We start from the raw sequence: 16,176 nt of genomic DNA, 5'->3' as shown, positions 1-16,176 counted from the left end.
TTTTTATCAAAGTATAAACATACTGCACAGCCACTTTCCGTTAGGGCTATCCAAGATATAGTAGAAAAATATACTAAAGCCTATGGCAAAAAAATGTCTCCTCATAAATTAAGACATACATTGGCAAATAAATTATATATGGAAGAAAAAGACTCATTACAAGTCATGCAGCAACTTGGGCATACTAGTCAAGATACAGCTTTGTTATACACTCAACTTGGAGAAACAACTATTAAAGATAGTCTAGGAAGAATAGGAAAAGATAAAGAATAAGATAAAGAATAAGATAAAGAATAAGAGTTTAGATTAAATGTTATATATTTCACTTAGAATGTAACTTTATTATGTAAAAAATATATAATTCGAATTAATTGGTATATAAAAACATTTATTTCATATTTTGTCCTTTATGTCTACTTAATCTGAAGTAATATTTGTATCAAATTTATCGAATGTTTTGGGATTTAATTTTTCCTATGTATTGTCATCTTTATTTTTTGTTTCGGATTTGCTGTTACCACCCAATCATTCGGTAAATAACGATCTTCATGAGATAATGTGGAAGATGAATTTATAACCTTTCCTCCTGAATATAGCGTAGCTGAATACTTACAAGGGGTAACGTCACACATCCATCAACTTAAGGATATTAACTTACGCCTAAGTACCAAAAAACGTTATTCTTTCTAAATAAGCTAGATTAGAAAGAATAACGTTTTTTATGAATACCATAATTAAAGATGAATTACAATCATTTGACAAGGAATTATAAAGAGAAATTACACCTGCCTTTTCAAAAAAACTTGCAAGAAAAATCGAATTTTACAAGTGTTTTTGAAATATATGCAACAGAACTCTTTTTTATAAGTCAGCTTCATTTCTTCCCATGCTATATACGCTTATCATGCCAAAAGTTTAATGCAAAGTGCTCTTCTTCATGATATGCTTCAAATTCATAACCTTTTGCTTTTAATCCTTCTATTATTGCTGGTATTGCTGCAACAGATTGTGGATGAATATCATGCATTAAAATAACTTCTTTGGGCTTTGTTGCACCTGTAATTACACTTTCAGCAATTTTTGCCGCTGCAGCATCCACTGGCATGTTACCATATCTCCAGTCTGAAGTATCTATCGTCCAATCCCAAACTCTTAAACCACTTTCTACAACCTTATTACGAAGTGCCTCATTTAATCCAGGCGAAGAACCATAGGGAGGACGTGTTAGTTTTGGCGATTCACCAATAATATTTGCTATTAACCCCTGATTTTCTTTCATTTCATTGACATACTCGCCATTTGTATATAACTTCTTGGAATTGTGTGTCATACTATGCATACCAACATAGTGCCCTTCTGCTTTTTCACGTTTTACTAAATCAGGATACTGCTTTACATTTGCACCAATTAAGAAAAAAGTTGCTTTCGTATCATTTTGTTTTAAGATATTTAACAATTCAGAAGTATATTTTCCTGGTCCATCATCAAATGTAAGATAAGCAATTTTCCTCACTTGACCATTAAATTGAACTGGTGCAACCTTATTTCTCTCCACTTTCGACTGTTCACCTGCAAGGTGTACTGCATTTACTTGGCTGGCTACTGCTCTAGCTGGTGAAGTAATTGATTGAAACATAAAATACCCAATTGCGATTACAATAACAGCCACTATTGTGACTATTATTCTTTTTACATTTAATATATTTCCCATTCTATGAAATTCCTTTCTTTAATAGCATTTCTCTATAATACTTCTATTCACATTTAAATATATTCCAATTTTTTCATTCCTACAAGTAAATATCAATAAACTATATGAATGGATAGCATCAACATTTTGTGTGCTCTGTACGCTAAGGATGTAACCCTTGATTTAACAGAAATTCTAATCCTTCTATTCCACCTACTACAAAAAAATCGGGGGGAATCTCATCGATATGAGAAGAAAGCAGTCTTGGATATTCGTAGGTGTTGTCTATGAGTATAGTGGACTTAGAAAACAAAAGAAGGCTGCATAATCTTTAAAAATGATACCTATTTAGGTTTATTTGGTATGTTCATTTTTAAGAATAAAAAGTGTTTTAAGATTGTTGTAGTTTGTTTGAACGAAAGTTCATTTTGTTTCTGTTCTTAAGTTGATGGGCATTTTACCATTTTCCTACATTAACGAGAGAGGGTGACGTGCTTCTTATGAATATGCATTAAAAACAAGATTTGTCTTTATTTACCGCTAAAGAAAGAACCGATTCCGCGCATAAAACGTGTAAACCAATTAGCTTGTTCTACTTCAGATTTTGTTACAAGGTCTACTTGTAATGATTTACCTGATAAGAATCCAGGATCTGTACTATCATTAGGCACTATAATCATTTGGCTAATTGTTACACCTTTTTTAATAGGCGCTTCTTGTTCTTTATTCGATACTTTAAATTCTTTTTTATAAACGTCTATGCTGCCCTTTGGCATCGGAAGTGAAACAGCTTGTTTCGTTTGAACTGCTACATCTTTATCTTTTGCATTTTCTATCCGCACTGTTTCATGCCCTTTTACTGCTGAATCTTTTTCATAGGTCTTCTTCACTTCAAAATTCGCAAATCCATAATCATATAATTTCTTTGTTTCATCAAAACGTGCTGTATGAGATTTTGTTTTAATCACTACAGAGATAAGACGCATACCGTTTCTTTCTACTGTGCCAGTGAAACAGTCCCCGGCTTCTGGAGTTGTTCCTGTTTTCAAGCCATCTACACCTTCGTATTGCTTAATTAAACCTTTTAACATCCAGTTCGAGTTCGCCATATCAATTGGATACTTGCCGCCCTTTTGGAATGTTTTTTTCGGGATTTTTGCTGTTTCTAATATTTGCGGGAAATCTTGAATCAAACGTTGTGCTAAAACCGCACAATCTCTTGCAGACATTTTATTTTTGTCATCTGGAGTTGACCCTTCAGGATGCTGTCCTTTTAAATCAAAGTTTGTTAAGCCTGTAGAGTTTACAAATTTATAATTTTTCAATCCAAATTCTTTCGACTTATCGTTCATCATTTTTACGAAATCGACTTCTTTTCCAGCAATTGCTTCAGCTAAAGCAATTGTCGCACCATTGGCAGAGCAAATTGCCATTGCCTCGTATAGTTCTCTTACCGTATAATAACCACCGTTTTCTAGGGGCACATTTGATAATGAGCGATCTTGTGAAACTTCGTGTGCGTATTTAGAAACTTTAATTTTCTGATTCCACTTAAGTTTCCCTTTAGCTATAGCTTCACTAACTAAGTACTCACTCATCATTTTTGTCATACTAGCAATTGCTAATAGTTCATCCGCATTTTTTTGATACAAAATTTTCCCGGAATCTGCTTCTACTAATATTGCTGCACCTGCTTCAATATTTAATGCAGATCCTGTTTCTGCTGATACACTTCCATATGTAACAAACATGCTACAAAATAGTGTAAGCACTGTTACTATTGCAAAGAATCTCTTGCAAAACATACCTCTCACTTCTGTTACCTCCAATATCATGTAATCAAAAAACGTTATTCTAACATAATCCGCCAAAAAATAGACAGTGTTATCAAATCCTATATACATATAAGACATTAGAATCATTTTTAAATAGACCATCTTAGGCGCTAACACGAATCAGTTAGTCTCCCTGCAGTTTTATCACACTAACGATTAGTAGCCCCTGCAAATTCTTGAAGAGTCATACCGATATCCACATTTTTTTTATGATTAGTGAATATTCAACTAAGTCATCTTTCGTAAAGGGTATAAATTCATCAAGTTTGTCAATTAAGTTTTACTTTAGTACTACTCCTGTAGCCAAAACTATATAGGCGAAAGTGCTCATTAAATCGGACAGCCGCTTACCGATTTGTACGGTATCAATAGTATAGGTACCCAGTCTAGCGTCAAACTTTTTCTTGAATTGAGCGAATTCTCAATGAATTGTATGATTTGCAAGTTTTGTTTTCTCAGCTTTTTTGCGTTTACCTACAATGGTTCACCTGTAAAAGTTTTACACTTGTAAGACTAACACTCTGCATTTCCACACACATCCCTATTTTTAATACCTTTGCTTCTTTCGAAATAGTCCGTAATTTCATGTTTTTAAGGATTACACTTAATAGACAATCTAAGTAATACATTTGTTCCACATTTACAAAAAAATTAAATCAGTGTGCATCGCATATGGTGGTATCCTATTAAAGAAAATGTATATAAAATTTATCAAATCCATATGAGAATAATTACTAGTCCCCATTACAACAAAAATCATCCTTTTACCATCTTGTTTTGCTCCACTTTCCTTCTCGTGTAATATATACATCATACTGATTTTTATTTAATTCATTTAATACATTTAAGGCTGATTCTAAGGAAACCTCATGTTCAGCAGATTTACTACCATGCCACACGAATACTTTATGTCACATTTTTTTACCTCCGAAAATTTAATAAGCCTAATAAATCTATGTTTAAGCAATGTTTCGTTCACATTGCCTAATCTATTTAATAAATTATTTGTCATCCCTTTTTTCTTAACTCACCTTGAGTTTAAAGTAGATTATTTAAATTAAAAGAAAGATAAATTAAAGATTTTATAAAGAAATAGGAAACTTCTATATAAGAAATTTCCTATTTTAAAAGTATAGCTTGATAGAGATTTGGCAGGACCCCAAAAGTAAATAAAATCCTTAATGTTTTAGCTTCAATTGGAACTATATGCATTTTTTTATTAGTGTTGTTATTAATTATTGGTGTTATTAGATAAATTGAAATATTGGGCATTATTAACAAAGCATGGAGTGACAGTGATTGTGAATTATTTACATGTTGGGGTTGCACTTTTAGAAACTTTATACTGCCGTCGGGCGCTTTAATGGAGCCACTAAAAAGCCTAATCTAATAGCCTCTATTTTTATTTTTTTATGATAAAAAGAAGTAAGTGGAATAAAGCACATGTTTTATTTTTTAAAAGTAATTTAGTATTTTATTTTTTAAACGGAGGTTTTTAAATGTCTGACAAATTTAAAGGAATTAAAGAGTCTTCTGAGGATAAATGTTGAACATTCCCACTTTTATCATGGAATAAATGATTAAGGTAGGTTCTAAAATAAAGAGATACATTTTTAATGTGTCTCTGTTAGAGTGAAAAATAATTAATAATTTTTCACTTTGCCACACCCTTTTCTCTCCACTAATAAAAAAGCTAGAGACTAGCTATTTCAATAGTTAATCTCTAGCCCTTTACTGGCATAATTAAAAGTTAAAGGATATCGGATTTTTATAATCTTAATATATGACCCCTTTATTTTTAGATTATTAATTGTTTTAACAATATTACTCAAAATAGTTGAATGTATTATCTATAATCATTTACAAAAATTAACAAAACGGATATTAACCGTCTTTGTATTCCATTGGCTCAACTTTAAAAATAGTTTCTCGATCTTGATGGCGATGTGGAGGGACCTCAGATAATAATAGCTTAATTTTTAATAAAGTTCATTTATACCGTCTACTAAGCAATTTAAACTAATCTTCTACTCAAACTGAAGCTTATTAATAAACCTCACTAGTATGTTTGAAGGTTGCTTGTCGTTACAAAGAAGCCATCCATAAGAAAGAGGCTCAAGGTTAGGTACATCTAATTCAATGGAAACTATTTCTTTTTGATTATTTAATAGATTATGTTTGAATGAATAATCCAATCCAATTGTAATAGCTAGTTCTTGCTTCACTGCATTTTCTATTGCTTGCGTATTATTAGAGATGAATAATATATCCACATTCCCATGCTTTGAAAATAATTTTTTAATGCTGTCTCGAATGTATTCATCATCATATAAAACCAAAGCCTGATTTACTAACTGTTCTGGTACAAGGATTTTCTCTAATGCAAGTGAAGAATTTTTATTAACTCCTACAACTATTTTAGCGTCAATTATTTTATTAAATGTAAAATTATTGTTCCTCTCTCTAAACTTCTCTGAAGATGCGATAAATCCAATATCAATCTCATCTTGTTGAAGGTCTTCTAGTATTTTTTTATGATCCTTTTCATAAACCTTTATATTTACATAAGGATGCTCCTTTTTGAATTTCGAAATAATATTTATTAGTACATGCATAGGCCCAGGGATTGTCGCAATTCTTAACTCCCCGTTTAAAGTATGATTGTAGATTTGCGCTTCTTCTTTCAATTCTTTTACTTGTAATAGAATACCACTAGCTCTTTTTATAATTGATTTCCCCTCAGAAGTGGGAACTGCCCCCAACCCCCGTGAACGTGCGAAAAGTTTTACTCCCAGCTCATTTTCTAACAAAGAAATAGATTGACTAATTGCTGATAAAGTAACGTGAGACTGGAGTGCAGCCTTAGTAAATGATCCAGTATTCGCTACCGCTACGATATACTCCATTTGTTCAAAATTCATCTTAATACTCCCTTTATTAAGATTTACTTAATTATTAGTAAATATATCTAAATTTTAATGAATTATAAATAGAGTTACAATACAGATAGTTGTTATTAATCTTTCAATTAATAACAATTTTGTATAAACACATTTAACATTCATTATATAAAGATAAAGGAGTTGGATAACACTAAACCCGATAAGAGTCGCTGTTATCACAGGTGGAGCCAGAGAAATTGGTAAAGGAACTACATTAAAGTTTTCTCAAAAAGGGGATCAAGTTGTAATAGCTGATTTTAATGCGGAGCTAGGTAATGCAACCGCTATAGCCATTCATGAAAATGATGGTGAAGCAATTTTTGTGAAAACAGAAGTTTCAAAGTTTATAGAAGTTGAATTATTGATAGAAAAAACTGTTCAAACTTTTGGGGGAATTGACATTATGTTTAACAATGCCGTTATTGGCTATCCCACTCCTGTTTTAGACTAAGACTTGAATGATTACCATCGTATCATTAATATCAATCAACACGGCCTCTGTTTTTGGTTTTCTAGTATCAACAAGTACTTATGCTTACCACGCTTCAGAGGGTGCTGTTATTATGATGACAAAATCAGCTACTTTAGAGTTAACTGATTATGGAATACGAATATTTGCAATTACACCAGAAGTTGTTGATACACATATTAGATAGCGGGGAAATTCATAGAATGGACGGAAAAATAATTGGAAATCAGTTAATAACCTCCAAGCAAATTGCTGGTTTTGTTTATTTATTATCATTAGAGAAAGCAAGTGCAGTTAATGGTAGTGTTGTTATGGTAGATTCAGGATATGCATTATTTAATAAGCATTATGAATATAATTAAAAACTCTTTACTGTCCAAAAAATTTATAAGAATACTAAAGATGTTTACTAATCAAATGGAAAGTAGGTACTATATATGTGCGGAATAGCGGGATGGGTTGATTGGTCAATGGACCTTTCTAAACAAAAAGAAACTTTAAAGAATATGACAAATTCTATTATACATCGTGGACCAGATGCAGAAGGATTTTGGTTCTCTGAACATGCGGCTTTTGGTCACCGTCGCCTTATTGTAATTGACCCTGAAGGTGGTCTACAACCCATGTTGTATAAAGATGGGGAGACAACTGTCTCATTAACATTTAATGGAGAAATTTATAACTACCAAGAGCTACGTATTGAATTAGAGCATTTAGGCCATGTATTTCAAACAAAATCAGATACTGAGGTATTATTACACGCATATCTAGAATGGAAAGAGGATTGTGTACAACATCTTAATGGGATCTTCGCCTTTGGTATTTGGGATGAGAAATTGCAACGACTCATGTTAGCTCGTGATCACTTAGGGGTGAAACCACTCTTTTTTGCACAACGTGATAATTCGGTTATTTTCGGATCTGAAATAAAAGTATTACTTTCTCATCCAAATGTACAAGCAGAGGTGGATACAGAAGGACTTTCCGAAATCTTTTGTCTTGGGCCAATGCGAACACCTGGCCATGCAGTATTTAAAGATATACATGAAGTACGCGGGGGACACTACATTCTGTTTACTTCTAATAAAACTGAAAGCAAGCAATACTGGAAACTAAAAAGCAAACCACATACAGATAATATAAATACTACAGTTAATACAATTCAATCTATTTTAGAGGATACAGTAAAACGACAATTAGTTGCCGATAGACCCGTGGTTACTATGTTATCTGGAGGCTTAGATTCCAGTGGTTTAACTGGGTTAGCAGGCGATGAATTCAAACAAATCGGAAAGACACTTCATACTTATTCTCTAACTTTTACAAATGAAGAACGAGATTTCGAAGAAGATTTTCTTCGCCGCGATCGAGATGAACCTTGGGTACAACGTGTATCTGAGCATGTTGGAACACAACACCACTCTTTTGAATTAGGATCAGAAAAGCTCATTGAAAATTTATTAGTTCCAATGAGGGCTCGTGACTTACCAGGTGTTGGAGAACTTGAAACATCTCTTTATCTTCTCTTTAGAGAAATGAAAAAAGATGCTACAGTTGCCCTTTCAGGAGAATCAGCAGATGAAGTTTTTTCTGGATATCCTTGGTTCCATCAAGAAGAGTTTTTAAAAGCAGATATTTTCCCTTGGAATGTAAACTATGCTTATATTACTGAAATTTTATCTGAAGACTTAAAAACCAAAATAAATCCTATCGATTATCAAAAACAACGTTTTCAAGAAGCTGTACATGAAATACCTTTTTTAGAGGGAGAAAATGATTTACAAACAAAACAACGTCAAATGTCCTATATGTTTATTACACGATTCCTACCTTTTATGTTAGAGAGAAAAGATCGTACTAGCATGATGACAGGTTTTGAAGTGCGTGTTCCATTTTGTGACTATCGACTTGTTGAATATCTTTGGAATGTACCATTTGAAATAAAAAGTATCGATAATATTGAAAAGGGAATTTTACGTCGTGCTTTCCAGACTGTTCTTCCCACAGATGTATGTTATCGTAAAAAAAGTGCATATCCAAGTACAAAAGATAACGCCTATTTACAAGGAATTAGTGAATGGATGCTAGACATATTAAACGATAATACCTCTCCTATTCTACCTCTTATTAACGTAGAAAAAGTCCGTTCGATTGCACTAGGTACAGATGAAATCATTACTGGTAATGAGGCTAGAGGTTTAATTGATTATCTACTTCAAGTAAATAGTTGGCTTCAAGAATACCAAATTAAACTTATCTAAAACAGCTGTTTACTTTACTGAACAAATTTAATAACTTTATTATTAAATTAACCATTATATTTTTTAGATATTAAGAAGAAAAAGGTCTATTACCTTGTTATGTTTCCAATTGTTAGATACCAATAACAATCAGAAAGGAGTTTCTGAAACTTATTTCTGATTGTGCTACGACTGTACTGTTTCTCAATATAACAGTACAGTCGTAGCATCTATTTTACTTAACTTAAGAAATTTTAAAAATTCACGCACCTTAATTTTTTATTATATATACAATATGGTTAACAAGGGCCTTTCTATCACAAAAGAAAAAAGCATCCCTCTGGATGTTCCAGACATTTTTTATCTTTCAGGTAGTTCTAATTGATAAAAATATCAATATACAATTAAAAAGACACCTTTAATTTAAGGTGTCTTTCCATTTATTAAGCAGCATTATAGGTAGCAAGTTTTTATAATAATGTTCTATCTTTTCCATATGATATATGTTATATGATTATTTTACTTTAATTATGTGAAATTGATGATTAATAGTAATAAAAAACTATTGTATTGGACCTAATAACCCCATAATTTCTTCAACCTTTGGATTTTTGATGCTATAGTAAATTTCTAATCCTTGACGATTTCCCTTTAAAACCCTAGATTAATAGTATCTGTAGATAGCGAGTATAAAGCCGTATATGTAAAGTAAGAAACATATATTAAAGCTATATTAGGCAATAACTATTCCTGTAATTAAAATGGTTAACAAGGAATTTCTATCCTCAATGAAAAAAGCACCCCTCCGGATGCTTTAGTTTTACTCTCTATATGTCTTCTAAAGTACAATTTATCATATAACGCACTTGTAATTTAAAAAACAGTCCAAATCCTTAAGTTGATGGATGTGTGGCCGGACCCCTTAGACTTCTAAATATTAATTACACCTCATCGGAGTGCTAACTCTCTTACATACCTGACCAATACAATTTATATATACATCATAAACGCGTCCACTGCTGTCGCACTCATAATGAGACCTTACACACGCACATTCTCCTGCTTTATTACTTATTCCTAATATTTTCTTTAACATTTTAATCATCCTCTCATTAAAAATATAAAAATAATTATCTAACAAATTAGCACGGATACTTTGTACGAATCGTTTCACATAACTCATTTACTGTACAATCATAGTAGCGATATACTTCTCTTCCACCCTCGCAAGAATACCTTTCGACAGTACAAGAACATACAGGTCTTAATGGTGCTATACCTAGTAATCTTTTTAACATTTTATCCCTCCTATTACATTTAATTGAAAACAACAACTTTAGAATACATTCATTCCCTGTAACTGTCAATAACATTCTGAATAATCAGAAATAAATCGCTAGATTTGTTTATATCACACATTAACCAGTTCTTTTTCTAAAATACTATCTAGTTTCATTATTAGTTCACCAAAATTTGATAAATCTGCAATATGCTTAATTTCACCTAACTTGTCGATTAATAATATATAAGGTGAGGTATTGACAAAGAAATCCTCAACTATATCCGCACTTACTATAAAGTGTGCATTTGAACTGCTTTGCATCATGTTACTATCTAATATTTCACTAGAAACAAAGATATAATTAATATCATATTTATTTATAACAGCAGGCATCTTCTTAAATAGTTCTTTGCAACTAGAACATGTATTACTTACAAATAAAAGTAAAGTGTATTCATATGTATCTGATGGTACTACTAGTGTTTTTCCTTCCATAGAGTTCTTTTGAAACACCGGTACCTTTTGTCCGACTGCTAATGATTTTTCTTCTATTTGCTTATTTTCACGAATCCGAAAACGATTTAAAAATTGTCCAACTAGCCTACCCAGATATAGGATTAATATAGTTTGGAAGATAACAACAATCCACAATGTGATGTTAGAAATGATATACCATTTTTCACTCATTTTTTAAGTCCTCTCCTGATAATTTGAACTAACTCAATTTTTGGTTAAACGGTCTATTCGTAAAGAAATATTATATAGTTGTATCATATTTATTCCTATTAATATAATTATCCAACTAGTAAATACTAAAGTAAAATACTGAAAATTAAAGATATCAAGTACAAATTGATTAGTTTTTAATAAATGATCTAAGCTCCCTAATGATACCGGATACATTAATAAGATTACCGAAACAGCACCAATACAAAGATTCCTAACAACTAACATCCATGATAATTTATGATTTCCTAATACACCGCCACATCCACAAGATATTTCCTTTCTTCCTCTAAGTAAGTTTACTAAAATAGCAACAGAGTATACAAGAAGTAGTAGTACTGCACAAATTAGAGTAAATCTATGAAACAACCCTATAAACAAGCATATACTTATAAATAATTCTGCAAAAATTTCTATAATAGTAAATAACCTAATTTGATTCTCAGGAATAATCTGATATTCTTTTATAATCAATTGATGGATATTAAATTTCTTAATTTTATCAATGCCTGTACTAATAAATAAAGTCGCAATTCCAATTTTTATCATAAAAAACAAAGAAATCATTTTTATTCACCTCATATTTTTAAATAACTTTATCCTCCTTAATATTTCTCATCTTTTCATAATGTGAGAAAATTCCCTTATGATACGAATTTTGATATAATATTGTTCCTTTATTATCAACTAGGGTGAATGTTGGAAAAGTATCTATATCTAAGGAAGTAAAAAAGCTCTCATTTTCCTGTATCTTGACAAAGCCTTTATAATCTGTGTTTTTTTTATTATCACCTGACAATTCAAATACCTTTTCAATATTTATTAGTGGTATTTTATAGCTATCGTTATTCTCCTCAATCATTTCTATTAATGCTTGTTTACAAAAAGGACATGTAATTGACGTAAATGCAATTATAGTTATATCTTCAAAATTCAAATGTTTTTCTAAGAAATATCTTTTCATATTTACTCCCATAAGATTATTATCCTTATAGCTAAAATTCCCACTCTCTATTAATGGAAGTAAATCTATTTCCTTTTTTAAAAAATGTATCTGCCTCAATACAATGCACAATAGTAATAACCAAACACAAATGAACATTAAAAGTATCGACATCATACTCCTCCTTTTTTAATTTTTAAAAACGCCCTTTTACCAGTTCTTTATGTTCCATATACCATTTCGATTGAGAAACGAATAGCTCTTTATATATACCATCTAAATGTAAGAGTTCCTGATGTGTACCTCGTTCAGCAATTCTTCCTCGTTCCATTACAATAATTTCATCGGCCAACCACGCTGCCCCAAGGCGATGAGTAATAAATATGACAGCCTTATCACTGGAATATCGAAAAAACTCCTCCATAATCTCCACTTCAGATTTTGGATCAAGAGCAGATGTTGGTTCATCCAATACTATAAGATCACACTCCCTAAATAAACATCTAGCTATCGCAATCTTTTGCCATTGCCCCCCTGAAAGTTCATTTCCTCCATCGAAAAACCTTCCCAATCTTGAATCATGTTGATTAGGTAGACTTTTAATGTGGTTTTCTAATCCAACCCTTTTTATTACCTCTTTTAATTTTTCTGTATTGGCTAACTCCTCTAAATTTCCAAAACCTATATTTTCTCTTACCGTAAATTCAAAGCGATTAAAATCTTGAAATAGAACGGAAATTTTCTTGAAATATTTGTTTAAATCTATCTTATTTAAAGGCATACCGTTCACATGTATCATAGATGAATCCGTCTCATATAAACCTGTTAAACATTTTATTAAAGTGGTCTTTCCTGAGCCATTTTCACCAATAATTGCAATCTTTTTACCAGGTGTAATCGTTAAATTAATACCTTCCAATATCCGTATATCTTGATTAGGATAAGTGAAATTTAATTTTTGAACACTTATTTCTTGAATACCATGAATCTCTTCTTTATCTTCCACGTCATCAATTTCAGGTAAAGAGATAAAAGATGAGAACTCCTTAACATATAATAAATTCTCATAAATATTTGATATAGATCTAATTAGACTACTTAGACTGGCTTGGATGTTTTGAATGGCTTGTAAAACTGCTACTAATGACCCTACTAACACTCTTCCTAATTTCATTAAGTATAGGAGAAAAGCACTAGTTAACGCATATACCAATACAAGTATAATTTCTGAAGCAAATAACCAAATTGTTTGTTTCTTTAATAAATTTATCTCCTCCAGATTATTTTCTTGATATTTTTGACGCCATTTTTTAATTAGAAAGCTTGTTATCTGAAATAAACGTAGCTCTTTAACACTCTCTCTTCTATATAATAGGTTAGATATGTAAAACATTTCTCTATTTACTGGCGTTAAATTCCTCATTAATTCATATTTAGATGAACCATTTTTTATTTCAATAATAAATAAGGGTATGATTCCAATAAATAATATAACTACCAATACCCAGTGGATATTTATTAAATAAACTAATATAGAAATTAATGTTATACATTCTTTTAACAAGTTAGAAGAACTTGCTACATTATTTACGATACGCTGATCAATACCACTAATCATCTGAAGTTTATTTTGAAATTCGGGATTTTCAAAATGTATGTATGCTAACTTTTCCATTTTATTAAATGTGATTTCTTTGATATGCAAACCAATTTTTTGATTAATATATTTATCATTAATAATACTAAGATGTTCTAAAATATATTGAAGTAGAAAAGTAACCAATTGACACGCTAAATATACAAATACTTGTTCTAAGTTACCAGAATGATTTATAAATTTTGCTGCTTCGTTTATTAAACGCTCAAAAAGAAAAATGTTAATAACTGGTATAAAACCTTCTATAACTCTAATAAACACTAAAAATATTAAATGACTTTTACATGACCTCCAAAAAAAACCTGCAGAATAAAGAAATAATGACATATTATTCAATCAAACAGCCCCTATAATAATAATAATGAAATAGACGAAAAATTCTTAATATAAACAATATATTACAGTACTTCTTCTATAACGTAAATAATCATTTTACTTTATTTTCCACAAAATGAAACTTCCTGCTTGAGAAATTATTGTTCCTTGTCCATTTATAAGTTTTGTATTAACTTCATAAGTTCTTGCAAATTCCATATAATCAACTAGTTCAACCGTGTGATGAATTAGGTGTCTCAATTAATCTAAGTATGTATCTTTCCATTATATGTATTATCCATCTCAATCACATACCCTTCCCTTTAAATGATTAGAAATAGATTGATCTGTTATCTTTCTTATATTGAATCCAATTAGACCCTATATCGGATGTTTGATATAAGAAATAGTCTAAGACATCCCATTTTAGTTTCCTTGGAAACCAAAATATATTATAATTAAATTTGCATTAGCTTTTAATTACGTAAATAAATGGAGGGCATGACATGGAAAATTATTATGATGTCGCGGTAGTTGGCGGTGGTCCAGTTGGACTTATGACAGCATGTGAATTAGCTATTCAAGGCGTAAAAGTTGTTGTTTTAGAGAGAAGATTAAATCGGATTCGAAATTCTAGAGCACTCACACTGCACCCTCGCTCTTTAGAATTAATGGCTATGAGAGGTATTGAAAATCGATTTTTATCTAGAGGGAAGAAATCAGATACAAGCCATTTTGCTGCCCTAGATACAAGATTAAACTTTAAAAATTTAGATACTGATTTTCCATATACGCTTTTTATTCCCCAATCTATTACAGAAGAAATATTAGAAGAGCGTGCATTGGAATTAGGTGTAGACATTAAACGTGGTCATACTTTAAAAAATTTAAAACAGTATGATACATTTGTACAACTAGAAATAGAGCAAAGAGAAACAATATATAAAATAGAAGTTCCATATGTAGTAGGCGCTGATGGAGCAAGAAGCGTAGTTCGTGAGTTATCACATATACCGTTTAATGGAACAGATACAACAACTACTGCTATATTGGGTGATGTCATTTTAGAAAATGTACCAGATAACCCATTTTTATCTACATCTAATATAAATGGGATAATAATGATGGTACCTATTGCACGTGATGTATTTCGTTTTGCAATTGTAGATCCTAAGAATCAGACAATACCTGTTCATGTTGCTGTCACAGAAAAAGAGCTTATAGATAGTATTTATAGTATTACAGGTGAACATATTCGAATTAAGAGTTCAATATGGCTTTCTCGTTTTGGAAATGCAACCAAACTAGCAAATACTTATCAACATAAGCGTGTATTCTTGGCAGGAGATGCAGCGCATATTCATTTCCCTGCTGGAGGACAAGGTTTGAATGTAGGATTACAAGATGCTTTTAATTTAGGATGGAAATTGGGACTAGCTATAAAACATAAAAAATATGAAAGTCTATTAGGAAGTTATCATATTGAACGACATGATGTAGGAAAACAATTTTTCAAGGAAGTACAAGCGCAAGAACAATTAATGATAAACTTTTCAAATGCAGGTATAGAGTTAAAAGAGTTATTCTCGCATTTACTCACATACCCAGAGGTGAATCAAGATTTAGCTGAAAGAGTAAGTGGCTTAGGGGTTATATATTCCTCTATGCATACGAAAGAAAGGCACCCATTTACAGGGAAAAGATGTATAAATCTTACTATTTCTTCTCGAAATAAGAAAACTTATAAACTCTTTGAATTGATGCAAGATGGTAAATATATTTTATTAATACATCCGTCTTATAAAGAAGAAATAGATAAAATGAACATTAATTCGCACATAAAGGTGGTTGTAGGAGAAATACAGGATTCTCAGTTAAAAAATATGGATGTAATTTTAATTCGCCCCGATGGTCACATAGCTTACATTGAGTATGACAAAAGAGATTACTGTAAAGATTTGAAATTGAACTACCCCCACTTTCACTTCGTTTAGAAGTGGGGGATTCCTAAGTAAAGAGTTCTATCGAACTCTAATTTATTAGGCTAACCCCGCAGTCCTTGCGGTTAGAAGCCTTA

12 protein-coding genes and 3 pseudogenes are annotated in these 16,176 nt (G+C 31.2%); 4 read left to right on the top strand and 11 right to left on the bottom strand.

What is annotated here, in order from left to right; all coding sequences use genetic code 11:
• Positions 1–273 (top strand): tyrosine-type recombinase/integrase (locus JDS81_RS29225; protein WP_199688671.1); only part of this gene is annotated, 273 nt, incomplete at its 5' end.
• Between the two features lie 144 nt (positions 274–417).
• On the opposite strand, the pseudogene JDS81_RS30665 reads toward JDS81_RS29225, so the two are convergent.
• From JDS81_RS30665 to JDS81_RS29200, 5 genes and pseudogenes are all read right to left on the bottom strand, one after another.
• Positions 418–605: pseudogene (locus JDS81_RS30665) on the bottom strand (phosphodiester glycosidase family protein); the annotation flags it as partial.
• Positions 606–889: 284 nt separating this feature from the next.
• Entirely contained in the window at positions 890–1,711 is an 822-nt protein-coding gene (locus tag JDS81_RS29220; protein ID WP_097955297.1) for a peptidoglycan-N-acetylglucosamine deacetylase, read from the bottom strand.
• 509 nt (positions 1,712–2,220) lie between these two features.
• Positions 2,221–3,504 carry a D-alanyl-D-alanine carboxypeptidase family protein gene (locus tag JDS81_RS29210; RefSeq protein ID WP_097955296.1) on the bottom strand — a complete coding sequence of 428 codons (1,284 nt, stop codon included), beginning with the start codon at positions 3,502–3,504 and terminating at the stop codon, positions 2,221–2,223.
• Between the two features lie 785 nt (positions 3,505–4,289).
• The gene (locus tag JDS81_RS30815; protein WP_252199196.1) at positions 4,290–4,424 is read right to left on the bottom strand and encodes a hypothetical protein; all 135 of its coding nucleotides are present in this window, start codon (positions 4,422–4,424) and stop codon (positions 4,290–4,292) included.
• A 1,128-nt stretch (positions 4,425–5,552) separates the two neighbouring features.
• Complete coding sequence (locus JDS81_RS29200) at positions 5,553–6,446, bottom strand: LysR family transcriptional regulator (protein ID WP_097881808.1); 894 nt, start codon at positions 6,444–6,446, stop codon at positions 5,553–5,555.
• A gap of 181 nt (positions 6,447–6,627) precedes the next feature.
• Between JDS81_RS29200 and JDS81_RS30810 the strand changes: the two are divergent.
• A pseudogene (locus tag JDS81_RS30810) lies at positions 6,628–7,298 on the top strand (SDR family NAD(P)-dependent oxidoreductase).
• Between the two features lie 75 nt (positions 7,299–7,373).
• On the top strand, positions 7,374–9,197 hold the full coding sequence (gene asnB, locus JDS81_RS29190) for an asparagine synthase (glutamine-hydrolyzing) (protein WP_097955294.1): 1,824 nt from the start codon (positions 7,374–7,376) through the stop codon (positions 9,195–9,197).
• Positions 9,198–9,738: 541 nt separating this feature from the next.
• Here the strand turns inward: asnB and JDS81_RS29185 are convergent.
• The 6 genes and pseudogenes from JDS81_RS29185 to JDS81_RS29160 all read right to left on the bottom strand — a co-directional run.
• Positions 9,739–9,837 (bottom strand): annotated as a pseudogene (locus tag JDS81_RS29185) (transcriptional regulator); the annotation flags it as partial.
• Between the two features lie 481 nt (positions 9,838–10,318).
• Positions 10,319–10,474, bottom strand: a complete 156-nt coding sequence (locus JDS81_RS29180; protein WP_000919787.1) for a hypothetical protein — start codon at positions 10,472–10,474, stop codon at positions 10,319–10,321.
• Positions 10,475–10,587: 113 nt separating this feature from the next.
• The gene (locus tag JDS81_RS29175) at positions 10,588–11,145 is read right to left on the bottom strand and encodes a TlpA family protein disulfide reductase (RefSeq protein WP_097955293.1); all 558 of its coding nucleotides are present in this window, start codon (positions 11,143–11,145) and stop codon (positions 10,588–10,590) included.
• Between the two features lie 33 nt (positions 11,146–11,178).
• Positions 11,179–11,751: a MauE/DoxX family redox-associated membrane protein gene (locus tag JDS81_RS29170; protein ID WP_097955291.1), complete on the bottom strand. Its 573-nt coding sequence runs from the start codon at positions 11,749–11,751 to the stop codon at positions 11,179–11,181.
• Positions 11,752–11,770: 19 nt separating this feature from the next.
• A complete protein-coding gene (locus JDS81_RS29165) occupies positions 11,771–12,301 on the bottom strand; it encodes a thioredoxin fold domain-containing protein (protein WP_097955290.1) in 531 nt (176 codons plus the stop codon).
• A gap of 22 nt (positions 12,302–12,323) precedes the next feature.
• Positions 12,324–14,111: an ABC transporter ATP-binding protein gene (locus JDS81_RS29160; protein ID WP_255569983.1), complete on the bottom strand. Its 1,788-nt coding sequence runs from the start codon at positions 14,109–14,111 to the stop codon at positions 12,324–12,326.
• 494 nt (positions 14,112–14,605) lie between these two features.
• Between JDS81_RS29160 and JDS81_RS29155 the strand changes: the two genes are divergently transcribed.
• Positions 14,606–16,093 carry an FAD-dependent oxidoreductase gene (locus tag JDS81_RS29155; RefSeq protein WP_097955287.1) on the top strand — a complete coding sequence of 496 codons (1,488 nt, stop codon included), beginning with the start codon at positions 14,606–14,608 and terminating at the stop codon, positions 16,091–16,093.
• The last annotated feature ends 83 nt before the right edge of the window (positions 16,094–16,176 follow it).

The sequence above is a fragment of the Bacillus cereus group sp. N31 genome, assembly GCF_016483245.1.
Classification (GTDB): Bacteria; Bacillota; Bacilli; order Bacillales; family Bacillaceae_G; genus Bacillus_A; species Bacillus_A toyonensis.
The sequence above is the reverse complement of the archived record's forward strand: the minus strand, read 5'-3'. Positions and strand labels throughout refer to the sequence as shown.

Excerpts from the sequence above, each read along its gene's own strand:
- JDS81_RS29180 (WP_000919787.1), bottom strand. The coding sequence starts at position 10,474 with ATGTTAAAAAGATTACTAGGTATAGCACCATTAAGACCTGTATGTTCT.
- asnB (WP_097955294.1), top strand. The coding sequence starts at position 7,374 with ATGTGCGGAATAGCGGGATGGGTTGATTGGTCAATGGACCTTTCTAAA.
- JDS81_RS29220 (WP_097955297.1), bottom strand. The coding sequence starts at position 1,711 with ATGGGAAATATATTAAATGTAAAAAGAATAATAGTCACAATAGTGGCT.
- JDS81_RS29155 (WP_097955287.1), top strand. The coding sequence starts at position 14,606 with ATGGAAAATTATTATGATGTCGCGGTAGTTGGCGGTGGTCCAGTTGGA.
- JDS81_RS29165 (WP_097955290.1), bottom strand. The coding sequence starts at position 12,301 with ATGTCGATACTTTTAATGTTCATTTGTGTTTGGTTATTACTATTGTGC.
- JDS81_RS29160 (WP_255569983.1), bottom strand. The coding sequence starts at position 14,111 with ATGTCATTATTTCTTTATTCTGCAGGTTTTTTTTGGAGGTCATGTAAA.
- JDS81_RS29175 (WP_097955293.1), bottom strand. The coding sequence starts at position 11,145 with ATGAGTGAAAAATGGTATATCATTTCTAACATCACATTGTGGATTGTT.
- JDS81_RS29200 (WP_097881808.1), bottom strand. The coding sequence starts at position 6,446 with ATGAATTTTGAACAAATGGAGTATATCGTAGCGGTAGCGAATACTGGA.
- JDS81_RS29170 (WP_097955291.1), bottom strand. The coding sequence starts at position 11,751 with ATGATTTCTTTGTTTTTTATGATAAAAATTGGAATTGCGACTTTATTT.